The 26236-nt window shown below is 64.3% G+C and carries 16 protein-coding genes; 2 read left to right on the top strand and 14 right to left on the bottom strand.

What is annotated here, in order from left to right; genetic code table 11:
- Positions 1-21: 21 nt before the first annotated feature.
- Genes ASF84_RS20200 through ASF84_RS20185 form a run of 4 tightly spaced genes read right to left on the bottom strand, consistent with a single transcriptional unit; the run spans position 22 to position 5192 of the window.
- Positions 22-1428, bottom strand: a complete 1407-nt coding sequence (locus ASF84_RS20200; RefSeq protein WP_056840621.1) for a PIG-L deacetylase family protein — start codon at positions 1426-1428, stop codon at positions 22-24.
- Positions 1425-2321: a GNAT family N-acetyltransferase gene (locus ASF84_RS20195; protein WP_056840620.1), complete on the bottom strand. Its 897-nt coding sequence runs from the start codon at positions 2319-2321 to the stop codon at positions 1425-1427. Before ASF84_RS20195 ends, ASF84_RS20200 begins: the two co-directional genes overlap by 4 nt.
- Positions 2321-3451, bottom strand: coding sequence for a glycosyltransferase (locus ASF84_RS20190; RefSeq protein ID WP_056840619.1), 1131 nt, complete (start codon positions 3449-3451; stop codon positions 2321-2323). The genes ASF84_RS20195 and ASF84_RS20190 overlap by 1 nt, the downstream gene beginning before the upstream one ends.
- Entirely contained in the window at positions 3435-5192 is a 1758-nt protein-coding gene (locus tag ASF84_RS20185) for a carbamoyltransferase family protein (RefSeq protein WP_056840618.1), read from the bottom strand. The genes ASF84_RS20190 and ASF84_RS20185 overlap by 17 nt, the downstream gene beginning before the upstream one ends.
- A 291-nt stretch (positions 5193-5483) precedes the next feature.
- Here ASF84_RS20185 and ASF84_RS20180 point away from each other — a divergent pair, with 291 nt between their 5' ends.
- The gene (locus ASF84_RS20180; protein ID WP_056840617.1) at positions 5484-11609 is read left to right on the top strand and encodes a membrane-targeted effector domain-containing toxin; all 6126 of its coding nucleotides are present in this window, start codon (positions 5484-5486) and stop codon (positions 11607-11609) included.
- Between the two features lie 1319 nt (positions 11610-12928).
- On the opposite strand, the gene creC is transcribed toward ASF84_RS20180, so the two are convergent.
- Genes creC through rloA2 form a run of 3 tightly spaced genes read right to left on the bottom strand, consistent with a single transcriptional unit; the run spans position 12929 to position 15597 of the window.
- Positions 12929-14344 (bottom strand): two-component system sensor histidine kinase CreC, encoded by a 1416-nt coding sequence (creC, locus tag ASF84_RS20170; RefSeq protein WP_056840615.1) that lies wholly within the window; start codon positions 14342-14344, stop codon positions 12929-12931.
- Positions 14345-15037 carry a two-component system response regulator CreB gene (gene creB, locus ASF84_RS20165; RefSeq protein WP_056840614.1) on the bottom strand — a complete coding sequence of 231 codons (693 nt, stop codon included), beginning with the start codon at positions 15035-15037 and terminating at the stop codon, positions 14345-14347.
- Positions 15038-15093: 56 nt separating this feature from the next.
- The gene (gene rloA2, locus ASF84_RS20160) at positions 15094-15597 is read right to left on the bottom strand and encodes a retropepsin-like aspartic peptidase RloA2 (RefSeq protein ID WP_056840613.1); all 504 of its coding nucleotides are present in this window, start codon (positions 15595-15597) and stop codon (positions 15094-15096) included.
- A gap of 170 nt (positions 15598-15767) precedes the next feature.
- Here rloA2 and ASF84_RS20155 point away from each other — a divergent pair, with 170 nt between their 5' ends.
- Positions 15768-16655: an acyltransferase gene (locus tag ASF84_RS20155; protein WP_056840612.1), complete on the top strand. Its 888-nt coding sequence runs from the start codon at positions 15768-15770 to the stop codon at positions 16653-16655.
- Positions 16656-16746: 91 nt separating this feature from the next.
- On the opposite strand, the gene fdhA is transcribed toward ASF84_RS20155, so the two are convergent.
- The 7 genes from fdhA to glyA all read right to left on the bottom strand — a co-directional run bounded on the left by fdhA (position 16747) and on the right by glyA (position 26078).
- Positions 16747-17946: a formaldehyde dehydrogenase, glutathione-independent gene (gene fdhA / locus ASF84_RS20150; RefSeq protein WP_056840611.1), complete on the bottom strand. Its 1200-nt coding sequence runs from the start codon at positions 17944-17946 to the stop codon at positions 16747-16749.
- 330 nt (positions 17947-18276) lie between these two features.
- Positions 18277-19134, bottom strand: a complete 858-nt coding sequence (locus ASF84_RS20145; protein WP_056840610.1) for a formyltetrahydrofolate deformylase — start codon at positions 19132-19134, stop codon at positions 18277-18279.
- 312 nt (positions 19135-19446) lie between these two features.
- Positions 19447-20079, bottom strand: a complete 633-nt coding sequence (locus ASF84_RS20140) for a sarcosine oxidase subunit gamma (RefSeq protein WP_056840609.1) — start codon at positions 20077-20079, stop codon at positions 19447-19449.
- A gap of 148 nt (positions 20080-20227) precedes the next feature.
- Positions 20228-23248, bottom strand: coding sequence for a sarcosine oxidase subunit alpha (locus ASF84_RS20135; RefSeq protein ID WP_056840608.1), 3021 nt, complete (start codon positions 23246-23248; stop codon positions 20228-20230).
- Positions 23245-23541 carry a sarcosine oxidase subunit delta gene (locus ASF84_RS20130; RefSeq protein ID WP_056840607.1) on the bottom strand — a complete coding sequence of 99 codons (297 nt, stop codon included), beginning with the start codon at positions 23539-23541 and terminating at the stop codon, positions 23245-23247. Before ASF84_RS20130 ends, ASF84_RS20135 begins: the two co-directional genes overlap by 4 nt.
- A 16-nt stretch (positions 23542-23557) precedes the next feature.
- On the bottom strand, positions 23558-24808 hold the full coding sequence (locus ASF84_RS20125; protein WP_056840606.1) for a sarcosine oxidase subunit beta family protein: 1251 nt from the start codon (positions 24806-24808) through the stop codon (positions 23558-23560).
- Positions 24809-24824: 16 nt separating this feature from the next.
- Positions 24825-26078, bottom strand: a complete 1254-nt coding sequence (gene glyA, locus ASF84_RS20120; protein WP_056840605.1) for a serine hydroxymethyltransferase — start codon at positions 26076-26078, stop codon at positions 24825-24827.
- Between the last annotated feature and the right edge of the window lie 158 nt (positions 26079-26236).

Below are 26236 nucleotides of genomic sequence, written 5' to 3'. Positions count from 1 at the left end.
GGGCTGCCTGCTGAAGCGGAATCAGATATCGCTGCGCCAGAACAGTTCATGGCGCCGCACAGCCTTACGGAAAAATTCGTTCTCGCCTTCGGCAGGCACGCGCCGCCCGGCCAGCACACGTTGCAGGCCCCGACGCAGCTTGCGCTTGAAGGGCATGGGCGGTTGCAGGTCGTGCATCATGCCCAGTGCCATGGCCTTGTCACGGCGGACCTCGGCCGGCAGCACCAAGCTGCAGGGCACCAGCGTCTGCCGGTCATCGAAGACAGGCGGCAGGCTGACACCTTCATGGGCATTGCCCATGGGCCAGCGGTCGTTGTCATGCAGGTGGTTGGCATAGGCCAGGATCATTTCCGGCTGCCAGGCCAGGCCCTGCAAGGCTTCGCGCACCGCCGCCTGGGCACAGATGTGGTCCGGGTGCGGGTCGATGGTCGGGTGCGGCATGACCAGCACCTGCGGTCGGGCCTGCACGATCAAGGCGCGCAGGTCGGCCAGCAGGTTGTTCCAGCTCGGCACGCCGTCGTCGCCGGGCAGCGCCAGCGAATTGAACTGGCGAAACAACCGGGTATCGGCCAGGTCGGCTTCGCGCGAGGCGATCGGCTGGTCGGGCGCGGCCTGCATGGCCGGCAGTTGCAGGCAGAAATAACCCAGCTGCACGCAACGTGCCTCGGGCACCCCGGCCCAGCGCGGTACGACAATACTGTCCCAGGCACGCAGGCGACCCTTGAGCCGCGCCGCCTCGCTGTTGCCCAGCCCCATGCGCCGGTAATGCCCGGCCTCGATTTCACCGGCGGTCAGGGTCACGATCCAGGCTTCATCGGCCTGGCTGTACAGACCGTAGGCCGCCAACTCGGCGTCGTCGGCATGCGGGGCGATGACCATGACCCGCTGGCGACGGGCATCGGCCTGACGCCACAGCCACAGGCGCGGCGTGCCGGCAATGCGGCAAAAGCGTCCGGCCAGTTGCAGCCGGCCTTCGCTCAGCGAACGGCCAAGGCCAGTGAGGTTCAGGTAGCGCACGCCATCAACGCCGCGCTCGAAGGTCTGCACATCACCCTCGTCATTGCCGAGCAATTGTACGGCCGGGTCGAGAAACCGCCCCAGCCAGCCACTGCGCACCGTCACCGCCAGGATCAGGGTTTCGTCGCCCTGCAAGGGGCCTGGCAGGTCGACGCTGAGGCGGCCGTTGTCCAGGCGCACCCCCGGCACTTCGTCGTGGTCAGCGAAGCGGTACTGGTAATCATCGCCCGGCGCATAGAACAGATGATCGGCAAACCAGGCCTCGTGGGCCATCCACGCCGCCACCGCCAGCAGCGGCACCAGCCACCAGGCCAGCAGCAGGCCGGCAGCGATCAAGGTCAGCAGGACGACCAGCAAAGCCATGCGTTTATTGCGCCGGTGGCGCTTGAGTAACTGCTGTTTGCGGCTCACACCTGAAATACCGGGACAGGGTTGCACCAACGGTCCTTGTATTCGCGGTCGGCGCGGCCGAACGAGAAGCGCAACGGCTTGTTGAGGGCCCGGGCGCTTTCCCACGCGCTCTGGGTATTGATGAAACTCAGCACGCTGCCAGGGCTGAACCCGCGATTCTCGGGGTCGACACCACCATTGACGTACTCGACGCTGACCCACTGTGGCGCTTCGACGCGGTACACCAGTTGCGTGGCAATCGGTGCACCGTCCAGAAACAGCACCGCGCCGATCAGCCATTCGCGCAGCAGCTCGATGACCTCGGCCATGCGCGCAGCCCCGGTGGCGGCAAAGCCCCAGCGGCGCTGAAACAGGTCGCAGTAGATCTGTGCCAGGGTGGCGCTGTCGAACTCGCTGACCGCATGCACCGTGCCCCCGGCTTCTTCGAGCAGGCGCAATTCGCGGCGCTGGTTGTAGCGAAACTTTTTCGACAGTTCCTCGGGCGTGCGGGCCATGGCCAGCGACTCGGCCTGCGCCTTGTAAGTGCTGATCCGGCCTTCATTGAGCGCCGACAGGTAGCGCCCTTGATGACGCAGCGCCACGCTGGCGTCCTCGGCCACCGGCAGGATCAGCTCGGCATTGCCCAGGTCGAACAGGCCCTTCTTGCCATGCCGCTTGAGTTCACCCTTGTCCAGCGCCAGGGCGCGGCCCCAGGTGGCAATCGCCGCCTTGAGTTCGCCGCCCTGCTCCCAGGCCAGGTAACGCACGGGAATGCCGGCCAGGGCGGAAAGCCGTGCCACCACCTCGGGGTGCGTGGCCACGCTGCCGCCGTAGCGCTGCCAGGCCTGCTCGTAGGTGGCGGCGTCGATCGCGGTCCAGCCGCGCTCGCGAAAGCCCTGCAGAAAATTGAGCATCAGGCCCCCACAGCCAGCCGGTTGACCTGCGGCAACTGCCAGAACACCTGGCGCACCGCATGATCGGAAAAACGCTTTTGCAGCCGCTGCAGCATCTGTTCAGCACAGGCCTGGCGCTGCTGTTCATCAAGGCGCGACACATGCACCAACCCTTGGGCCATGTGTTCGGCATCGCCCAGCGGAAACAGCACACCGACGCCTTCGACCACCTCCTTGGCGCCGCCGCACGCGGTGGCCAGCAGCGGCACGCCGGCGACCATGGCTTCGAGCAGCACCATGCCGAACGGCTCGTGGTCCGAGCTCAGGGCAAAGACATCGAACGCCTTGAAATAGCGCCGCGCTTCGGGCACCTGGCCCAGAAACAGCACCTGCGGCCCGATGCCCAGCGCCAGCGCCAGGTCCTTGAGCGATTGCTCCAGGCGGCCCTTGCCAAGGATCACCAGCCGGCTGTCGGCCGGCAGGTCCGGCAGGGCCTGGGCAAAGCCACGCAACAGCGTGGCCTGGTCCTTGTCCGGGTGCAGGCGGCCGACATTGCCGACCACCCAGGCGTCGGGAGGCAGCTGCAGTTCAAGGCGGGCCTCTTCGCGGCTGCACTGGCGGCCTTGCAGTTGCTCGACATCGATACGGTTGTACAGCGTTTCGATACGCTCGGCCGGCCACTTGGGCAGGCTTTTACGCATGTCGTCGCGCACCGCGTCCGAGACACCGAGCAGGCTCAGGCGCTGGCGAAACAGGTGCGCAAACAGCCGGCGGCTGCCGCGCTGGTAGTCGCCGAAGGCATGGTGCACGCCGATCACCGGCAGCTTTGTCGCCAGCAAGGCGATGTACACCGGCTTGAAGCGGTGTGCGATGCAGAAGTCGAAACGCCGGGTGGCGGCGATCTTGCGCAGGGCGGCAATGGCACCCAGCTTCAGGCCACGAATGGCGCTGGAGCTGAACTGCATGAACAGCACCTCGTCCGAGCCGCAGTCGGCGATCACGTCCGGGTTGTACTCGCCGGTCAGGAACACCGTGGTCACCCGGTAGCCCTTGCCGGCGAACAGGCTGGCGTATTGCCGTGCGCAATCCAGGAACGGCCCGTCATAGCCGTGGCAGAACTGCAGCACATGGCGCTCAGCCGACGCTGTCATAAGCCTTCACGCCCTCTTTGACGACCAGGATGTCTTCCATGACCAGGTATTCCAGGTCCGAGCCGAAGAACATGTTCAGCGCATCGGTGGGCGAGCAGATCATCGGTTCGCCACGGCGGTTGAGCGAGGTGTTGAGCGACACGCCGTTGCCGGTGAGGTTTTCCAGCGCCTTCATCATGTCGTAGTAGCGCGGGTTGTACTCGCGCTTGAGCACCTGGGCCCGCGAGGTGCCGTCTTCATGGACGACTTCCGGCACGCGGGTCTTCCACTCTTCGGCGACTTCGAAGGTGAAGGTCATGAACGGCGCCGGATGGTCGATGGTGATCATCTGCGGGGCCACGGTGTCGAGCATCGACGGGCAGAAGGGTCTCCAGCGCTCGCGGAACTTGATCTGTTCGTTGATGCGGTTGGCCACGCCCGGCACGCTCGGGCAGCCGATGATCGAACGACCGCCCAGGGCACGCGGGCCGAACTCCATGCGGCCCTGGAACCAGGCCACCGGGTTGCCGTCGACCATGATCTGCGCAATGCGCTCGGGCATGTTGTCGATCTGGCGCCACTTGGGCTGGCTGGGGTGACGGGCGCAGGCGGCAATCACGTCTTCGTTGCTGTACGAAGGGCCGAGGTAGACGTGTTCCATCTTCTCGACCGGCACGCCACGGGCATGCGACACATAGGCGGCAGCGCCCACGGCGGTGCCGGCGTCACCGGAGGCCGGCTGCACGAACAGCTCCTTGACCTCGGGACGGGCGATGATTTTCTGGTTGAGCTTGACGTTCAGCGCACAGCCGCCGGCAAAGGCGATCTTGCCGGTCTGCTTGAGAATGTCACCCAGGTAATGGTCCATCATCTGCAGGGCGAGCTTCTCAAACAGCGCCTGCATGCTGGCGGCATAGTGGATGTATGGCTCGTCGGCCACGTCGCCCACGCGCTTGGGCCCCAGCCATTCGATCAGCTTGGGCGAGAAGTAGAAGCCCTTGCCCTTCTCTTTATAGCGGCGCAGGCCGATGACGTTGGCCAGCTCGGTATTGATCACCAGCTCGCCGTTCTCGAAGGTCGCCAGGCGCGAGAAATCATACTTGCTGGCATCGCCATACGGCGCCATGCCCATGACCTTGAACTCGCCGTCGAGCATCTCGAAGCCGAGGAACTCGGTGATCGCGCCATACAAGCCGCCCAGCGAGTCCGGGTCGTAGAATTCCTTGATCTTGTGGATCTTGCCGTTCTCGCCATAGCCGAAGAAGGTCGTGGCGTACTCGCCCTTGCCGTCGATGCCCAGGATCGCGGTCTTTTCCTTGAATCCGGAGCAGTGATAGGCGCTGGCAGCGTGGGCCAGGTGGTGCTCGACCGGCTCGATCTTGATCTTTTTCGGGTCAAAACCCAGTTGTTCAAGGCACCAGACGATCTTGTTGCGGTAGCGCTTGTAGCGACGGTTGCCCATCAGCAGCGCATCCAGGGCGCGGTCCGGGGCATACCAGTAACGCTTGGCGTAATGCCAGCGGGCCTTGCCGAACAGGCTGATCGGGGCGAAAGGAATCGCCACCACGTCAACGTCCGAAGGCTTGATGCCGGCCTGTTCCAGGCAGAACTTCGCCGACTCGTAAGGCATGCGGTTCTTTGCGTGCTTGTCGCGCACGAAGCGTTCTTCTTCGGCCGCGGCGATCAACTTGCCGTCGATGTACAGGGCGGCGGAAGGATCATGGCTAAGGGCGCCGGACAGGCCAAGGATCGTCAATGCCACTAGGGTCTAGCCTCTTTTGTCTGCATGCAGGCGTCGTGCGCCCGAGAAAAATTGTGGGCCCTGCACGGAAGGCGAGGGTCAGCCAAAGCGCGGGATTATAGCCTATAGACTATCAATTTGGCGTGAAGCTTGATCAGCCCCAGGGGGCTGGCCGGATGCACGCAATAACTATGTAGCGCGCACAAGACGGCAAAGCGGGATTGATTGACCTGATGTTTTACCGGGCATTGCGCCCGAACGCATGTGCGCCACCAAGCCTGCATGCCCTTACATACAGGAACCGCTTGTCTTATGTCTTTACCCGACTATTCAACCGCCACCCTCGACCGCCTGCTGGCCCGCCTGAACGCACGCGCCACCCACCTGGCGGCAGAACTGACCCACCTGCCCGGCCTGCCGGAGTCCGGGCAATCCGTTGATGAACAGGCCCAGGCGTTGCAACACGCCCTGACCCAATACTGGAACGCCCCGGATGCCAGTGGCCTGCCGCGTCGCCAGGCCCTGGCCACGGCGTTGCGTGACGATCTGCACGATGAAGTGCTGCTGCGCATCATCGACGGCAGCCTGCACCCGGACTACCTGGACTGCCTGCCCCCGGACAGCACCGGCACCGCCGCCCGCAACGCGGCCTGGCCCGAAAGCCATGCCCTGTACCTGGCCCACGAACACCAACAGGGCCAGCCGGTCTACGGCGCCCTGATGTTCGCCCGCGAGGACGGGGCGTGCCTGTTGTACCTGCCGGGCTGGGGCGTGGAAGGCTTTGCGTCACTGCAGCAGTTGCGTGCCGACCTGGTCACGCGCCTCAACGACCAGGCCCTGCGCGGGCCGTTGCTGCGCAACATGAGCCAGGCGTATCAGGACCTGGGCTGGCAACTGGCAGCCGACCCCGACCTGAGCGCCGAACCCTACACCGACGACCACCTCATTCTGGCACCGTTTGTCGCTCCACCCTTCGAACATGCGATTGCCCAGCAGCTCGACAAGCAGCACCAGGATGTCGCCTACGCCTGTAACGACACCCGTCTGCGCCAGCATGACCTGGCCAGTTGGCAACTGGGCATCCAGACGGCCCTGGCCATGCCCGGGTTGCTGGGCCCGGCGGCCATGCTGCACCGCCGCGAAAGCGAGTTGCAGCAACGTCGCCAGGCCCTGGAAGTGCCTGAATGGCTGCGCTACGCCAGCGCCGAAGAGCGCCAGCGCTACCTGGACAACCTGCTGGCCTACGAGCAGGTGCGCCTGACCCTGGGCAGCCGGATGCAAGGGTGCAGTTCAGCCCAGGCCTTTGCGCGCCTGCGCATGACCGAACGCTTGCACAATGACCTGGGCTACCCGCTGGATCCCGATCAGGTGATCGTCACGACCCGCCGCCGCAGCCTGCTTGGCCAGGCGCCTTTCGAGACCCGTCGCACCCTGAGCGAGGTCGGGCTGTACGGCCTGCACAGCCATGACCTCGATCCGTCATCGGACTGGCTGACCGGCACGCACTTCAGCCTGGACGGCCAGTCGCTGAGCATCACTTGCCCCTTGCTGACCGCGCAATGGCTGGGCGCCACGGTCACCGAGCTGGACTTGCGTATCCAGTTCAGCGAGCGGCAACGCCAGGTGTACGGCACCGCCAGCGTCAAGGACATGATCGGCGAAGTGCTGCGCCGCCAATTGCTGGTCCACGCCTACAGCGCCTTGTACCAGGGCCATATACAGCCCGGCGACTTTGCCTTCACCGACCGCTTGCTCGGCCACCCCGAGGCGCCCCGCGTAAGTGTGCGACAGGTGCGCCTGAACAACCGGCAGCTCATGAGCGACATGCTCTTGCTGACGCTGGAAAAACCTGACGGCAGCCCCGGACGCCTGCTGCTGTGGACCCCGAACAATCCCGGCGGGCAGGCCCTGTACAGTTTCAATAACGAGCGCCAGGTGCGCCAGGAACTGGTCGCCTGGACCGCCGTGGTGCAGCAGAGCCAGTACCTGCTCGATCAGGTCACGCCGCTACAGCGTCCGGACCTTGCCAGGCAACTGCTGGCGCTGCGCGACAAACCCCTGGCACCTGAAGACTTCCTGGGGTTTATCGAGCATCCCGGGTTCAACGATGCCCTGCATGCCATGGCCACCGCCCATGTCCAGCTCAAGCTTGCCGAGCACCGGCAGCACACCCCGGACTGGTACGTGCGCGCCAGCGCCAGCCAGCGATGCGAACTGCTGGCACTTGAAGACGCGGTCGAAGGCGTGTCCCGCCAGTACCGCGCCCAATGGCACACTCGCACGCCCGAATACGAGGCGTTCGTGCACCAGTACGCCAGCGACAGGATCAACGCCCTGCTGGGTGTGCCCGACGGCACGGTCGATCCGGACCGGATCATCGTCACCTCCCCCCGGGAAACCCTCAGCTACACGCGCATGCTGCGCGACGGCTATGACGACAGCCTGGGGCTGCTGACGGCCACGGCCGACACCCAGGCCACGTTCAGCGGCCCGGCCGGCGTCGACCTGTCACCCCTGACCCCGGAAAAAGTCGCAGCCTCCGTGCGTGGCGCCTGGAGCAGCGATGCCTGGATTGCCCATCTCCGACAGACGCAACTCGACCCACAGAGCGAGGGCTATGCCTACCGGCGCCGGGTGAGCCTGCTGATCACGCAACTGCAGATGCGTGCCGCCGCCTTGCGCAGCCACCTCAAGCGCCAGTTGTCCGAAAGCCAGTACCTCTGGCTGAAGCAGTCGATCAATCAGATGCACAACAGCGACGCCGCAAGCCGTCAGCGCTACCCGGTCTACCCGTTGCAGTTTGTGATCGACAACCCGTTCATCGCCTCGGATGTGCCGGCACTGGGGGATGCACTGAAAACCCTCGACCAGCTCTTGCCGATCGACATTCCGCTGGCCCGGCGAGAAACCGCGCAAGGCTGCTACATCCTGTGCCCGCAGGGCAAAACCGCCCCGGACCAGGCACTGCTTTACACCCCCAATGCACCCGACGGCCTCGAATGGCGCGTGCATGGGCAATTCATGCACAGCCTGCATGCCCCAGGCATGAGCGACTACTACAAGGACCGCTGCCGCCGGGTGATGAACAGGACGCTGGCCTTCTGGTTCATCGACCTGAAAAAAACCAACAACGGCCCACCGCCTGCGCTGGCCGACAAACCTTTTGCAGACCTGCAGGCGGTTTGTTTCAATCACATTCTCGAGCGCCGTATCCGGGATGTGCAGGACACTGTCAGCGGGCGCAGCGACCTGATCGCCCGGATCACCTGGAACACCCTTGAACTGATTGCCTTGACGGTGACCTTGCCGTTTCCGCCCGCCAGCTTTGCCGTCGGCGCCGTCCTGACCCTGCGCGACAGCGCGCGGGCCCTGCAAGCCTTGAGCGAAGGTGATCGCGAAGCGGCCAGCCTGCATGTGCTCAGCGCCTGGCTCAATGCCTTTGGCGCCGCCGGCGACGCCAGCACCGGCCTGAAAGGCTTCGGCGGGCTGCTGCAACAACTGACCGACCAGGGTGGGCACAATCCGCTGCTGGCATCGGTCAAGCAGGCACAAGTCAGCACCGTCAGCCGCCTGCACGCCGGCACCCACGCGCCGCTGCGACGTGCGGCCGGGCATGATCCCTACGCCCTGCTTGCCAGCGGTCATTTCACTCAGCAGGAAATCGCCGCGTTCCTGCGCCCTCGGACGCCCGAAGCCCCGCGCCCGGTGATCCGCACGACGCCGCAGCCCAACCCGGCCTACGTGACCCGGCAATCGCTGGACGGCACCGAACCTGTGAGCAACGGCCATGCCAAGGGTGTGACCCGCCTTGACGGTCACTATTACATTTCGCTGGAGGGCAATGTCTATGAGGTGCAGTTCGACGCACACCGACGCCTGTGGCAGATCATCGACCCGGCCAATCCTTATGCCTTCTATGGCAAGCAACCGGTCTACCTGACCGACAGCGGTCAGTGGCGGCTGCTCGACAGCCGGGGCCTGCGTGGCGGTGGTGGCACCCGGTTCGAGCCGCTGGAAAACGAGCCGGCCACCGCCGGCCCCTCAAGCGCGCCCCTGCCTTCTTCGAGCAGTGCCTATGAACTGAGCGAGCAGTGGCTGCAGCAACTGCCAGGCATCGTCAACCGCAACTGGACATTGTCAGTCGATGTCGGCATGGCATTGCCACCGGAATTCTTCGCCCCGCTGCTGCGCGAAGGGCGTGAGGTGTATGCACGATTGCGTGAAGCCCTGCGCAAGGATGCTGCGGCCTTCTTCGAACAGCCCGCGCTGGCGGCCAAGGCCGACCTGCCGGAACTGCACGAGGCCATGACCGCCGACGACCTGATCAAGGCCGCCTTCAGCCGCAGCCAGGGCCTGGTGATCAGCGAGACGCCGGCCTCGCAAGCCAGCAAGCAGTTGCTGATCGAGCACATGCCGCGCCTGGCCGAGCAGAACGTCAGCGTGCTCTACCTCGAGCACCTGTTTACCGACCAGCACCTGGCCAAGCTTCGCAAGTACTACGCGCTGGGCAAGAAAAGCCGCACAGGCTCGGCCGAGCTCAGGGAGCATCTTTATACGCTGAACAAGGGCGCCCTGTTCAATGGCAGCGACAGCCATGACTACTATCACCTGATCAAGGCAGCGCATCGTCATGGCATCGAGGTCAGGCCGTTCAGCTCCTCGGTGAGCTACGACTTCATTGACAGCACGGCACCGATGGACCCGACAGACCTGCAAAGGATGTCAGTGTTCTTCGGCTCGCGCCTCATTGCCGCCGACACCGCGCAAGTGCCGGGACGACGCTGGGTGGCGCTGCTCGACCACAAGCATGCCAACCTCCACCACCAGGTGCCCGGCATTGCCGAGCTGCACGGTGCCCTCAGCATTCGTGTCCAGGACGTCGCCAGCGGCCAGCCGCTGCGCATCGTGCGTGATCTGCCCGGCACCGGTATCGACGACAGCGTCAGCCGGGGCGACTTCCGGCTCGACATGGCCAATCCCGACATCAAGCCTGCGATCCCGGTCGCCACGCCAGACATCGAGGCCGCCAGGCCACAGGCGCTGGATCTGGCCCTGGCGCAGTTGTTCAAAAGGCAAGCCCTGCGGGCGCAGCCGGAAAGCCCAAGCACCTTGCTCAGCCAGCAACTCCTGGAAAACCCCGGTGCCCATGGCTTCAGGCTTGATGACAACGGCCAGTGGCAGCGCGTTGCGGCCGCCGACTGGCCGGCGAACCTGGAGCCGACCGCCCTGCAGCGTTCATTGGCCGATCCTTTGTACGAGGTGCCCACGTCGTACCTGGATACCGCCCACGAACTGGCCCTGTTCGAGCACCGCGGGCTGCACCCGCTGTACGGGCCCCACAAAAAGCATCAGGAACCAGCACGCCGGGTATTCTTCCGGCTGCGCAACCGCTTGCAGGCCGATGCCAGAACACTGCCCCAACAGCCTCTGCGGCCACGCCCCACCTTGCCTGACGTGTCCGGGCTGAACTCGCAAGCCGACCTGATCGACAGCCTCTATGCCCAGACCCCGGCCTTGATCATCGGCGAATACCACAGCTCGATCGCCAGCAAGCAGTTCATCATCGACAACCTGCCGCACTTGTCCCGGCGCCAGGTCAAGACGTTGTACCTTGAGCACCTGCAAGCCGACATGCACCAGCTGGACCTGGACCTGTTCGCCGAAAAAGGCCTGATGAGCAAGCGCCTGCTGCACTACCTCAAGCAGATGGACCGCGGCTTCTACACCGACCCGAACGGCATCTACACGTTTGAGCAGCTGGTCATCAAGGCGCGCGAACACGGCATCGAAGTGCGCGCCCTGGACTGCATGCCCAGCTATTACCTGCGCAACATGCAGGTGGGCAATCGCCATGACCGGCTGTTCATGATGAATTTCTTCGCTTCGCGCACGATTCGTCGCCATCAGGAGCTGGCAGGGCCGCACAACTGGATCGCGCTGGTAGGCGAAACCCATGCCAGCACCTTCGAGGCGACCGTGCCGGGCCTGGCCGAGCTGGAACAGGGCATCAGCCTGCGCGTTTACGACCTGCCGCCAGGGGAACACTTCGGCCCGGCCGGCGACCCGGGACGCATGGCCGGCGATGAGCTGGGCGGACAACGGGCATTCATTCGCAACGACTATGCACTGGGCCTGCCCACCCCGCATGGTCCGGTCGACCTGGCCGATGACTTGCTGACCGCCGCCCAAGCCGCGCCGGTCGAGCGCAAGCTGTACCGTCCGGGCCTGTTCATGATCGAAGGCCGCGACACCGCCCAGCCGGTTATTGTCCATCGTTCACGGCAGAACCTGATCGAGCGCACGCCCGTGCTGCGCAATGCCGAGGGCCGCTGGTACATCGACCGGCAGCACTGGCAACGCCTGCACCTGCGTCCTTTCGAGGATTTGCCAGCACTCGTCCAGGCCCTGCGCGACCTGCAACTGGTTCAGGTGAGCTGAGCCGCTAACGGCACTGGCTGAGTGCCGGCCCACAGAGACGCCGGGTGTACAGGCCACTTCGCGAGCTCTACGCTCGCTCAAGATGCCTGTCACCCGGTTCCAGCCGGCGATCCAATGATGAGGCCAGCAAGGCCCATACACCTGCTGCGCCTGTCACACAGCCATCGCCAGCAGAGCTGCCTCCCACAGCCCGGTGTCAGGCGCAAGATCCTGGGCGACATCAATCCTGTGGGAGGCGGCTTGCTGCGGGCGGCGATCCGGCGATGAGGCCAGCAAGGCCAATACACCTGCTGCGCCTGTCACACAGCCATCGCCAGCAGAGCGGCCTCCCACAGTCCGGTGTCAGGCGCAAGATCCTGGGCGACATCAATCCTGTGGGAGGCGGCTTGCTGCGGGCGGCGATCCGACGATGAGGCCAGCAAGGCCAATACACCTGCTGCGCCTGTCACACAGCTATCGCCAGCAGAGCTGCCTCCCACAGTCCGGTGCCAGGCACAAGATTTTGGGCGACATCAATCCTATGGGAGGCGGCTTGCTGCGGGCGGCGATCCGACGATGAGGCCAGCAAGGCCAATACACCTGCTGCGCCTGTCACACAGCCATCGCCAGCAGAGCTGCCTCCCACAGTCCGGTGTCAGACGCAAGATCCTGGACGACATCAATCCTGTGGGAGGCGGCTTGCTGCGGGCGGCGATCCGACGATGAGGCCAGCAAGGCCCATACACCTGCTGCGCCTGTCCCACAGCCATCGCCNCTGCTGCGCCTGTCACACAGCCATCGCCAGCAGAGCTGCCTCCCACAGTCCGGTGTCAGACGCAAGATCCTGGACGACATCAATCCTGTGGGAGGCGGCTCTGCCGGCGATGACGCCAGCAAGGCCAACCCATCTGCTGCGCCTGTCACACAGCCATCGCCAGCAGAGCTGCCTCCCACAGTCCGGTGTCAGACGCAAGATCCTGGACGACATCAATCCTGTGGGAGGCGGNCACAGCCATCGCCAGCAGAGCTGCCTCCCACAGTCCGGTGTCAGACGCAAGATCCTGGACGACATCAATCCTGTGGGAGGCGGCTCTGCCGGCGATGAGGCCAGCAAGGCCAACCCATCTGCTGCGCCTGACACATCGCCATCGCCGGCAAGCCGCCTCCCACAATCCGGTGCCAGGCACGAGATCCTGGGCAACATCAATCCTGTGGGAGGCGGCTCTGCCGGCGATGAGGCCAGCAAGGCCCATACACCTGCTGCGCCTGTCACACAGTCATCGCCAGACGGTTGCTGCCTGCCACAGGTCGCGTCGTGGCTTGACTGATCGGCATGAGTCCTACAGCCACAGGCTGACCAGCACCCCGCCTTCGACGTTCTCGATCTTCAGCTCACCGCCATGCAACTGCACCACCTCGGCCACGAAGTTAAGCCCAAGGCCTGTGCTTTTACGCCCGGTGTGCGGGCGTGGCAGGGAGTAGAAACGCTCGCACAAGCGGCTCAGGGCGTAATCGGGGATGGCCGCAGCGCTGTTGAACAGGGTCAGCTGGATGCCCGCGCCCTTGCGCTCGGCTGCCAGGCGCAGGGTGCCGCCTGATGGGGTGAAGTCCAGGGCGTTGTCGAGCAGGTTGGCCAAGGCCTGCTGCAACAGAAAACGCTCGCCGTACAGGCTCAACGCCGGCTCGATGTGCTGCTCGACCGAAAGCGTCAGGCGCTCGATGGCCAGGCTGCGGGCGGCGAGCAGTTCATCGATCAACGCCGCCAGCGGCACGGCGACACGTTCTTCCAGCTCTTGGCGCTGTTCGACCATGGCCAGGTTCAGCAACCGCTCGATCAGTTGCTGCATGCGCTGGCTTTCGTTCTGGATATTGCTCGCAAACCGCTGGCGCTGAACCTCGGGCATGTCGTCCTGCAACAGCTCGGCAGCACCACGGATGGCCGCCAGCGGGCTTTTAAGCTCATGGGTCAGGGTATGCACGTAGCGCTCGACATAAGCCTTGCCTTCCAATTGGGTCCGCATGTGCTCCACCGCCGTGGCCAGTTGCTCCAGCTCGCCGCCGCGATAGTGCGGCACCTCGACGCGCTGACCTTCGCTGACCACCTGGGCGTAGCGGGTCAGGCGGCGCAGGGCCGAGCTCAGCCACCAGGAAAACAACGCGCCCATCAGCAGCCCCAGCACCATCAGGCCGCCGCCGTACCACAGCAGGCGGCGCTCGGCGCGGTCCACATACGGTTGCAGCGAGCTGTTGGGCTTGGCCACGGTCACCACGCCGATGATCACCCCCTGGTCAAGGATCGGCGCGCCGACGTGCATCACCGACGAATGTTCGTCTTCCGGATCGCTACGGGTCGAACGCGCACCGTACTGGCCACGCAGGGTCAGGAAAACATCGTTCCAGCGTGAATAATCCTGTCCCACCGCCAGGCCGGCCGAGTCGAGCAGCACAATGCCGCGGGCGTCAGTCACGTAGATGCGGTTGTTGACCTGTTTCTTGCGCAGCTCCCAGATGGTGGCGTCGGGCTTGCGCAGACCATAATCCTTGAGCACTTCGTTGAAGCGGCTCTGGCCCAGGGTGCCCTTGCGCACATCGTCCTTGAAGATCTCGGCCAGCAGGTTGGCGGTGTCGACCAGCGTCTCCTCGGTGGACTGACGCACGCCGGGGCGCACCTCTTTCATCACCGTGCTGAGCACGAAATAGCCGGTCAGGGCGATGAACACCGCATAGACCAGGAAGATGCGGATACTGAGCGACATTCAGCTGTGGACCGGGCTGAAACTGTAGCCGATGCCGCGGTGGGTCTGGATCGGCTCGGACTCGGCCGCCACCGCCCGCAGCTTGGCACGCACGCTCTTGATATGACTGTCGATGCTGCGTTCGTAGCCGGCATCGGCGGCCACGCCCAGCGCATCGAGCAACTGCTCGCGGCTGAACACCCGCTCCGGCTGCTCCAGCAGGCACTGCAACAGGCGAAACTCATGGCGGGTCAGGCTCAGCGGCTGGCCACGATAGCTGATCTGCACGCGCTCCAGGTCCAGCTGGAACAGGCCGTTGGCCGGCGCCGGCACCGGTGCAATCGCCTCGCGCGGCAGCATGCGCTTGAGGATGGCCTTGACCCGGGCGGCCACCTCACGCGGGCTGAATGGCTTGACCACGTAGTCGTCGGCGCCGATCTCCAGGCCCACCACCCGGTCGATTTCGGCATTGCGCGCGGTCAGGAACATCACCGGCACATCGCTGAAACGGCGCAACTGTTTGCACGCCTCGAAGCCTGTGATGTCCGGCAGGCCGACATCCAGAATGATCAGGTCGGCCGGCGTCTGGCGCTGGTGCTCGACGGCGGCCTGGCCCAGTTCCAGCCAGGCGGTGGTGAAGCCCTCGCTGTGCAGGGCGTAGATCAGGGTGTCGGCAATCGCGACTTCATCTTCGACAATCAGAATGTGCGGCATGGCATCCAGGCCCGTGAGCGATGGCGCAAGGTGCGCGATTGGCCATCATTCGTCAATCAGCAATCGGGTTTGTCGGCGGTGTAGCGCCGCGCCGGATTCACGGCCGCGTTGAACTCACGCAGGGCCTTGGCACCGATCAGCAGCGGGTAGTTGAAGTGGCTGCGATCGACCAGGTTCACTTCCACCATGCGCTGTTCCTTGCCCAGGCACAGCTGCAGCTCGATGACCGGACGTGTGGCGGCCTCGACACCGCCCTCGTCCTCATCGTCTTCGTCGGCGCGGCCCTTGATCTTGCTGATTCGCGCCAGCTTGTGCTCGAACACCTTGTCGCTGGAACCCTCGGCCGCCAGGCGAAAGCGTACCCATTGCTCACCGTCGCGCTTGAACAGCTCAATGTCCCTGGCCGACAACGAGGCCGTCACCGCCCCGGTGTCCATCTTGGCCTTGAAGGTCTCGCCCACTTCGGGGACCTTGATGTTTTCATAACGACCGTACAGGGTCGGTTCGGCAGCCAGGGCCGGCAATGCCAACAGGGACAGCAACATCAGGGCAGTCTTCACGCGATGGACTCCTTACACGACTCGGCGCCCGATTGGCGCCCGGTTTTAGACAGCGTAACGGCACTTGGTTCGCGAACAGGGCCTTGCGAAACATCTGTAAGCACCTGTGTCGTTGGCGTGTCCAGCCAGGCTATCTATCATGTGCCCACCACTGACTGACAGAGATTGTTATGCGCCGCGTGCTCACCGGGTGTTTCGTTACCCTGTTGTTGCTGACCAACACCCTGGTGCTGATCGGCCCGTTGCTGGTCTTTGCCCTGCTCAAGCTGATCTTTCAGGGCGAGATGCGTGATCACTGCTCGGCCGCGGTGATGTGGATCGCCGAAACCTGGGCCGAGATCAATAAATGGATCTTTGCGGCCACCTTGCCCACCCGCTGGGAAATCCTCGGCGATGCCCACCTGCGCCGCGACACCTCGTACCTTGTGATCGGCAATCATCAGTCGTGGGTGGACATCCCGGCGCTGATCCAGACCTTCAACCGGCGCACGCCGTTCTTCAAGTTCTTCCTGAAAAAGGAACTGATCTGGGTGCCATTCCTGGGCCTGGCCTGGTGGGCGCTGGATTATCCGTTCATGAAGCGCTACACCAAGGCCTTCCTGGCCAAAAACCCCCAGCTCAAGGGCCAGGACCTGGAAATCACCAAGGCGGCGTGCGAGCTGTTCAAGCGCCAGCCGGTGACCATCGTCAATTACCTCGAAGGCACGCGCTTCACCCAGGCCAAGCAGAAAGCCCAGCAGTCGCCTTATGATCACCTGCTCAAGCCCAAGGCCGGCGGCGTGGCCTTTGTGCTGGCGGCGATGGGCGAGCAACTCGATGCGATCCTGGATGTGACGGTGGTATACCCCGATTCACGGATTCCGGGGTTCTGGGATTTATTGTGCGGGCGGGTGCCGAAGGTGATCGTCGATATCCGCACGCGCGAGCTGGACCCTGCGTTGTGGCAAGGCGATTACGAGAATGACCCGGTATTCCGGGCCAGGGTGCAGGACTGGGTGAACCAGCTATGGATCGAAAAGGATGCGCGCATTCACGAACTGCGCAGGGTTCGCGGCTGAGCCGCTCCTACCAGAGGGCGAATTTCAAGTCCAATAAATCAGTGAGTGGTTTTATGTTTGAAAATCGCGGCTTGCGCCGCGAAGATCGCTGTTACGCCGCGCTGAACAGCTTGTGCGGGTCGATCACGAATTTCTTCGGCACGCCGGCGTCGAACTCGCCGTAACCGGCCGGGGCCTGGTCCAGGCTGATCACCTGCACGCCCACCACGTCAGCGATGTTGATGCGGTCCCACATGATCGCCTGCATCAACTGGCGGTTGTACTTCATCACCGGGGTCTGGCCGGTGTGGAAGCTGTGCGACTTGGCCCAGCCCAGACCAAAGCGGATGCTCAGGGCGCCCTGCTTGGCCGCAGCGTCTACCGCACCTGGATCGTCGGTCACGTACAGGCCGGGAATACCGATCTTGCCGGCCACGCGCACCACGCCCATCAGCGAGTTGAGCACGGTAGCAGGCGCTTCGGCCTTGGCACCGGCATGACCGTGGCCACGGGCTTCGAAGCCCACGGCATCGACCGCGCAGTCGACTTCCGGCTCGCCCAGCAACGCGGCGATCTGTTCGTGCAGCGGGGTGTCGGTGGACAGGTCGGCGATCTCGAAACCCTGGGCCTTGGCGTGGGCCAGGCGCACCGGGTTGACGTCACCGACGATGACCACGGCCGCGCCCAGCAGGCGGGCCGAGGCAGCGGCGGCCAGGCCGACAGGACCGGCACCGGCCACGTACACGGTGCTGCCTGGGCCGACACCGGCGGTGACAGCACCGTGGTAACCGGTCGGCAGGATGTCGGACAGGCAGGTCAGGTCGCGGATCTTCTCCATCGCGCGGTCGCGGTCCGGCAGTTTCAGCAGGTTGAAATCGGCGTACGGCACCAGCACGTACTCGGCCTGGCCACCGACCCAGTCACCCATGTCGACATAACCATAGGCACCCCCCGGACGGGCCGGGTTGACGGTCAGGCACACGCCGGTGTGCTGTTCCTTGCACGAACGGCACAGGCCGCAGGCCACGTTGAACGGCACCGACACCAGGTCGCCGATCTGCAGGTTCTCGACGCCGGTGCCCTTCTCGATCACTTCACCGGTGATCTCATGGCCCAGCACCAGGCCGACCTGGGCGGTGGTACGGCCACGGACCATGTGCTGGTCGGAGCCACAGATGTTGGTCGAGACCACGCGCAGGATCACGCCGTGCTCGATCTTGCGGCCACGGGGGTCCTGCATTTTCGGGTAGTCGATTTTCTGTACTTCGACCTTGCCAGCGCCGAGATACACCACACCGCGATTTCCAGACATGCATGTCACCTCTATTCGTTGTTTTTAACGAGGGAGCACGACGCATTGCAGACTCGATGGCGAATACAGCCAGGCATTGGCCCGTCGTCGAGCAGGTCACACGTCGCGTGTCGCTTGCTGCCAAGGATGCGCTGAATCGAGCCGGGAATTTTCAGCCACACCGCCCTCAGCTATTCCAAAAACGACAACGGTGCAGATTTGTCGTGTTTTCCGTGCAGCAGGCAGCGGAAATTGAGAATAGTGGCTGATGGAGAAAATGCGCGGCGAATGCGCGAGAAAGCAACATCGACGCTTCAACCGGGCGGCAGCGCGGCGAAACGTCGACGTGAATCAGAGCACGACAGTGCGGTTGGCGTTGAGGAACACACGCCGCTCGATGTGATAGCCGATGGCACGCGCCAGGGTCAGGCACTCGATGTCACGGCCCTTGGCAATCAGGTCTTCGGGGTAATGCGCGTGGTCGACTACCTCGACGCCCTGGGCGATGATCGGGCCTTCGTCCAGGTCGTTATTGATGTAGTGCGCGGTGGCACCGACCATCTTCACGCCCTTGTTGTAGGCCTGGTGATACGGCTTGGCGCCCTTGAAGCCGGGCAGCAGCGAGTGGTGGATGTTGATGGCCTTGCCGTCGAGCTTGCGGCACAGGTCCGGTGACAGCACCTGCATGTAGCGGGCAAGGATCACCAGTTCGGCGCCAGAGTCTTCGATCACCTGCCAGACTTTCGCTTCCTGGCCCGGCTTGTCGTTGGGGTCGAGCGGGAAACAGTGGTAGGGAATCGAATGCCAGGCGGCCAGCGGCTCAAGGTCAGGATGGTTGGACACCACCGCGACCACGTCCATCGACAGCTGGTTGATGCGCTGGCGGTACAACAGGTCGTTGAGGCAGTGATCGGCCTTGGAGACCATGATCACCACCTTGGGCCGATAGGCCGGCGCGGTCAGCTCGAAGACCATGCCAAAGCCGGCCCCGCGCTCGGCCAGACCCGCCCGAAAGCCGGCCTCGTCGAAGTCTTTGGGCTGGCGAAACTCGACCCGGATGAAAAAGCGGCCGGACAAGCGGTCATCGAACGAATGGTGCTCGGTGACATAGCAGCCCTGCTCGAACAGATAGCGGGTCACCGCATCCACCGTGCCCAGCACGCTGGGGCAATCGGCGGTCAGAATCCATGTATCGGGGGCGCGGCTCATAAATCATTTCCCTGGTTCAGAGCGGTACAACCGCTGTAGGAGCGCGGGGGCGGCCATCCGTCTTGCCCGCGACCGAGTGCGAAGCGCTCGCAAAATCTGCGAAACGCCACAAATTTACGGCTGTGAACGTCTTCAAAATCTGCGAAACGCCGCAAATTTACGGCTGTGAACGTCTTCAAAATCTGCGAAACGCCACAAATTTACGGCTGTGAACGCCTTCAAAATCTGCGAAACGCCGCAAATTTACGGCTGCTGACGCAGCCGGTCGCGGGCAAGCGCGCTCCTACCCCCCCGGTCGGGTTCAAGGCCGGATCAGGCTTTTACGCCCAGACCATATTCAGCCGTTGCATCCTGCAGCCACAGCCACCAATAGTCGGAGAAGCTGCGGCGTACCAGCAGTTCCCAGGTGTCTTCGCCGGTGCGGCGGATCACCAGTTGCGACTTGGCGAACACCGTGCCCACGGCCTTGCCGACCGGGAAGTTGTTGGGGTGCACGTCGTAGCTGGTGGATTTCTGCAGCACGTCGCGCACGTGTGGACCGCTCAGCTCCAGCACCGACCAGCCACCGCTGACGTTGACGATGGCGATGTGCAACCCGTCCAGCGCTTCGCGCAGTTTCAGCTCGGCGTCGAGTTCTTCGCCGGTCGGCACAATCAGTACCCACTCATCCGGGCCCAGCCATTGCAGCGAACGCTCGCCGTCGATCACCAGCCCCAGGGCGCCTGGCAGTTCAAGGCCCAGGGCCTTGTGCACGCCGGCAGCAAAGGCCGGGTCATGGCCGTCGCCACGCAGGGTCAGGTGACCCAGGAGTTTCTTCTCGCGCAGCACCACGCCCGGGTTGGTGTGGCCTTTGCCCACCAGCTTGTCGAAGCCGGCATGGAACAGCGGCGACTCGGCCTTGGCGCCGGTGGCGGGACGTTGCTGGTATACGTTGACTGTAGTCATGACGCACCTGTAATCAATTCTGTTGTAGTGCCCGCAGCAACAGGCCGGGCGACGATCCGATGCAGTAGCGAGGTGCATGAAAGGGGGGTGTCTGCTTCCCGGCTCAAGCCGGTCCCACACCCACCCTCCACGCCCCGCGGCCATCGGGTCATTCCACGTTCTGGCGCTCGTTCTTCGGATCGAAGAACACCGAAGACACGATCTCGGCCTCGATCACGCTGCCATCGGCCAGCGGTGCATAGACCTTCTCGCCCATGCGGTTCAGACCGCCCTTGACCACGGCCAGGGCAAATGAATAACCCAGCGAGTTATGCGCATAGCTGGAGGTCACGTGACCGACCATTTTCATCGGGATGGTCTGGTTCGGATTGAACACCAGTTGCGCGCCTTCCGGCAGCCAGCGCTTGGGGTCGACCGGCTTGAGGCCGACCAGTTGCTTGCGCTGCTCGCGCACGCAGTCTTCACGGTTCATGCCGCGCCAGCCGATCCACGAGAATGGCTTGGTCCGGCCGACGCACCAGCCCATGTTCAGGTCGTCCGGGGTCATCGAGGCGTCGGTGTCCTGGCCGACGATGATGAAGCCCTTCTCGGCGCGCAGCACGTGCATGGTCTCGGTGCCATACGGGGTCAGGTTGTACTTCTTGCCAGCCTCGGCAATCTTCTCCAGCACACCCATGGCGTAGTCAGCCTGGACGTTGACCTCGTAGGACAGCTCGCCGGTGAACGAGATGCGGAACACCCGCGCCGGCACGCCGCCGACCTGGCCTTCTTTCCAGGTCATGAACGGAAAGGCTTCACGGTCCAGGTCGATGTCGCTGACCTCGGCCAGCAGCTTGCGGCTGTTGGGGCCCGACAGGGTCATGGTCGCCCAGTGGTCGGTGACCGAGGTGAAGTACACCTTCAGTTCCGGCCATTCGGTCTGGTGGTACAGCTCCAGCCATTGCAGCACACGGGCCGCGCCGCCGGTGGTGGTGGTCATTACGAAGTGGTTGTCGGCGACGCAGGCGGTCACGCCGTCGTCGAAGACCATGCCGTCTTCCTTGCACATCAGGCCGTAGCGCGCCTTGCCTACGTCCAGCTTGGTCCAGGCGTTGGTGTAGATGCGGTTGAGGAACTCGCGCGAATCCGGGCCCTGGATGTCGATCTTGCCCAGGGTCGAGGCGTCGAGCAGGCCGACGCTGTCGCGCACGGCCTTGCATTCGCGGGCCACGGCGGCGTGCATGTCTTCACCGTTCTTCGGGAAGTACCACGGACGCTTCCACTGGCCGACGTCTTCGAACTCGGCGCCGTTGCGCACATGCCAGGCATGCAGCGCGGTGAAGCGGACCGGCTCGAAGATGTGCCCACAGTGCCGGCCGGCCACCGCGCCGAAGGTCACCGGCGTGTAGTTGGGGCGGAACATGGTGGTGCCCATCTCGGGGATGGTCACGTTCAGCGAACGGGCCGCGATGGCCAGGCCGTTGACGTTGCCCAGCTTGCCCTGGTCGGTGCCGAAGCCCAGCGCGGTGTAGCGCTTGACGTGCTCGACCGACTCGAAGCCTTCGCGGGTTGCCAGTTCGATGGCAGCAGCGGTCACGTCGTTCTGCAGGTCGACGAACTGCTTGGGCGCCCGTGCCGTGCCCTTCTCGTGCGGCACCTGGAACAGCGCCACGGTCGGTTCTTCCGTGCGATTGACGGCCTTGGGCAGTACGCCTTCGACCGCCTTGAAGCCGGTTTCACTGGCCGCGCGCACGCCGCCTTCGAAGCCGTCGGCCAGGGCATCGCCCAGGCTGTAGACGCCGTTGATGCCACCGACGCACACGCGTTTCTGCGGGGCTTCGCCGGGCACGAAGCCCAGGATGTCTTCACGCCAGACCGGCTTGCCGCCCAGGTGCGAGGCCAGGTGGACCACCGGGCTGTAGCCGCCGGAGCTGGCGATCAGGTCGGCATCGAGCCACTCGCCGGGGCTGGTGACTTTCATGGATTTCAGGTCGATGGCCGCGACGCGGGCACCGGTCACGCGCTTGGTACCACGGGCTTCGATCACCGCACTGGAGGTCAGGATGCGCAGGCCCTTGGCCCGGGCTTCCTCGACCAGCGAACCACGCGGGTTGTGCCGCGCATCGGCAATGGCCACCACTTGCAGGCCGGCGTCGAGCCAGTCCAGGGCCACGCGGTAGGCGTGGTCGTTGTTGGTGCTCAGGACCAGTTTCTTGCCGGGCGAAACGCCATAGCGGCGCACGTAGGTCGACACCGCGCCGGCCAGCATGTTGCCGGGCACGTCATTGTTGGCGTAGACCAGCGGACGCTCGTGGGTACCGGTGGCCAGGACTACACGGCCGGCGCGCACACGGTGCACGCGATGACGCACCTGGCCGATCGGCGCACGGTCACCGAGGTGATCGGTCAGGCGCTCGTGAATGGTCAGGAAGTTGTGGTCGTGGTAGCCATTGACGGTGGCGCGTGGCAACAGGATCACGTTGTCCAGGCCCGCCAGTTCGGCGACGACACTGGCAACCCACTCAGTGGCCGGCTTGCCGTCCAGGCTTTCACGGGTGTCGAGCAGGCTGCCGCCGAACTCTTCCTGCTCATCGGCCAGGATCACCCGGGCACCGCTGCGCCCGGCGGCCAGGGCAGCCGCCAGACCGGCGGGACCTGCACCGACCACCAGCACGTCGCAGTGCTGGTTGTAGTTGTCGTAGCGGTCCGGGTCGTTTTCCAGCGGCGACCGGCCAAGGCCGGCGGCTTTACGGATGTACTTCTCGTACGTCATCCAGAACGACTGGGGGTACATGAACGTCTTGTAGTAGAAGCCCGGTGGCATCAGTTTGCCGCCGACCTTGCCCAGGATGCCCATCATGTCGTTGTTGACGTTCGGCCAGCCGTTGGTGCTGGCGGCGACAAGACCTGCGTACAGCGCCTGTTGCGTGGCCCGCACGTTGGGGATCTGGGTGGCTTCGGTGGCGCCCAGCTGCAGCACGGCATTGGGCTCTTCGGCACCGGCGGCGAAGATGCCGCGGGGACGCGAGTACTTGAAGCTGCGGCCGATCACGTCCACGCCGTTGGCCAGCAGGGCCGATGCCAGCGAGTCACCGGCAAAGCCCTGGTAGGTCTGACCGTTGAAGGTGAAGTGCAGCACCTTGCTCCGGTCGATACGGCCACCGTTGGGCAGTCGATTGCTCTGGCTCATACCTTGTCTCCCTCGGCCGTGAACTGCGGCTTGGCGCCAATCGGATAGGTTTCGAGAATTTCGTAGGTCACGGTGTTGCGGGTGACGTTGAAATACTGCCGGCAGCCGGCGGCGTGGTCCCACAGTTCGTGGTGGATGCCACGCGGGTTGTCACGGAAAAACATGTACTCGCCCCACTCCTTGTCGGAGCAGGCGCCGGGGTCCAGCGGGCGCGGAATGTGCGCTTGTCCGGCGGCGTGGAATTCCTCTTCGCTGCGCAGTTCGCCACAGTGAGGACAGAAGATATAAAGCATGTTCGAAATCCCCGTATCAGTGAGCGACAGCCGCAGCGCCGTGTTCGTCGATCAGCGCGCCGTTATGGAAGCGATCGATGGAGAACGGTGCCGCCAGTGGATGCATTTCGCCTTTGGCGAGACTTGCGGCAAACACGTTGCCCGAGCCCGGCGTGGCCTTGAAGCCGCCGGTGCCCCAGCCGCAGTTGAAGAACATGTTCGGCACCGGGGTCTTGGAAATGATCGGGCAGGCGTCCGGCGTGGTGTCGACGATGCCGCCCCACTGGCGGTTCATGCGCACCCGCGACAGGACCGGGAACATCTCGACGATGGCCTGGATGGTGTGCTCGATGACCGGGTACGAACCGCGCTGGCCATAGCCGACCCAGCTGTCGATACCGGCACCGATCACCAGGTCGCCCTTGTCGGACTGGCTGATGTAGCCGTGCACGGCGTTGGACATGATCACGCTGTCGATGATCGGCTTGATCGGCTCGGACACCAGCGCCTGCAACGGGTGCGATTCGACCGGCAGGCGGAAACCGGCCAGCTTGGCCATGTGCCCGGAGTTACCGGCAGTAACCACGCCGACACGCTTGGCGCCGATGAAGCCCTTGGTGGTCTCGACCCCGATGCACACGCCGTTCTGCTTGCGAAAGCCGATGACTTCGGTCTGCTGGATCAGGTCGACGCCCAGGGCGTCGGCGGCGCGGGCAAAGCCCCAGGCCACGGCGTCGTGGCGGGCCACGCCGCCACGGCGTTGTACGGTGGCGCCCAGGATCGGGTAGCGGGTGTTCTTCGAGCAGTCCAGGTACGGGATCTCGTCGGCCACCTGCTGGGTGTTGAGCAGCTCGCCATCCACGCCGTTGAGGCGGTTGGCGCTGACGCGGCGCTCCGAGTCACGGATGTCCTGCAGGGTGTGGCACAGGTTGTACACGCCGCGCTGGGAAAACATCACGTTGTAGTTCAGGTCCTGGGACAGGCCTTCCCACAGTTTCATGGCGTGCTCGTACAGGTGGGCCGATTCGTCCCACAGGTAGTTGGAGCGCACGATGGTGGTGTTGCGGGCGGTGTTGCCGCCGCCCAGGTAACCCTTTTCGATCACGGCCACGTTGGTGATGCCGTGTTCCTTGGCCAGGTAGTAGGCCGTGGCCAGGCCGTGGCCGCCACCGCCGACGATGACCACGTCGTAGACCTGCTTGGGCGTGGGCGTGCGCCACATGCGCTGCCAGTTTTCGTGGTGGCTGAAGGAGTGCTTGAGAAGGCCGAAGCCTGAGTAACGATTCATTGAGGCGACTCCTGAATCAGCGGTAAACCGGGAAATCGGCGCACAGGGCGGCCACATGGCTGGCGACATTGGCCTCGACATCGGCATCGCCGAGGTTGTCGAGGATGTCGCAGATCCAGCCGGCCAGTTCGATGCACTGGGCCTGCTTGAAGCCACGGGTGGTGACGGCCGGGGTGCCGATACGCAGGCCCGAGGTCACGAACGGCGACTGCGGGTCGTTCGGTACGGCGTTCTTGTTGACGGTGATGTGCGCACGGCCCAGGGCCGCGTCGGCGTCCTTGCCGGTCAGGCCCTGACGGATCAGGCTGACCAGGAACAGGTGGTTGTCGGTACCGCCGGACACCACGTCGAAACCGCGCTCGATGAACACGCCGGCCATGGCCTGGGCGTTATCGATCACTTGTTGCTGGTAGGCCTTGAAGCCTGGCTCCAGCGCTTCCTTGAAGCACACCGCCTTGCCGGCGATGACGTGCATCAGCGGGCCGCCCTGGGCGCCGGGGAATACGGCGGCGTTGAGCTTTTTCTCGATCTCGGGGTTGGCACGCGCCAGGATCAGGCCGCCACGCGGACCGCGCAGGGTCTTGTGGGTGGTGGTGGTGACCACGTCGGCGTACGGCAGCGGGTTGGGGTACAGGCCGGCGGCGACCAGACCGGCCACGTGGGCCATGTCGACGAACAGCAGGGCCCCGACCTTGTCGGCGATCTCGCGAAAGCGCGGGAAGTCCAGGGTCTTGGAGTAGGCCGAGAAGCCGGCGACGATCATCTTCGGCTTGTGCTCGACGGCCAGGCGCTCGACTTCGTCGTAGTTGATCAGCCCGGTGTCGTTGTCGATGCCGTACTGCACGGCGTTGTACAGCTTGCCCGAAGACGACACCTTGGCGCCGTGGGTCAGGTGACCGCCGTGGGCCAGGCTCATGCCCAGCAGGGTGTCGCCGGCTTGCAGCAGCGCCAGGTAGACCGCCGAGTTGGCCGAAGAGCCGGAATGCGGCTGGACGTTGACGTAGTCGGCCCCGAACAGCTGCTTGGCGCGGTCGATGGCCAGTTGCTCGACCTTGTCGACGTGCTCGCAGCCGCCGTAGTAGCGCTTGCCCGGGTAGCCTTCGGCGTATTTGTTGGTCAGGCCGCTGCCTTGGGCCTGCATGACGCGCTGGCTGGTGTAGTTTTCAGAAGCGATGAGTTCGATGTGATCTTCCTGACGCTGGTCTTCGGCATTCATCGCCGCCAACAGCTCGTCATCGTAACCCTGGATCTGATCTTGTTTGCTGAACATCGCGTTCTCTCCAGCGGCGTCGCGGCGCCTTTCATTATGGTCAGGGCATTGATCAACCCTCTGGCTGCGATGGTAGGGCCGACAGGGTCCGATCAAATGCCTGCGCACGCCACGCAAAGGCGCATTTACGACATGGATTGAACGCCATCAAACCCGGC

This window comes from Pseudomonas sp. Leaf127 (assembly GCF_001423155.1).
GTDB lineage: Bacteria > Pseudomonadota > Gammaproteobacteria > Pseudomonadales > Pseudomonadaceae > Aquipseudomonas > Aquipseudomonas ovata.
The sequence above is the reverse complement of the archived record's forward strand: the minus strand, read 5'-3'. Positions and strand labels throughout refer to the sequence as shown.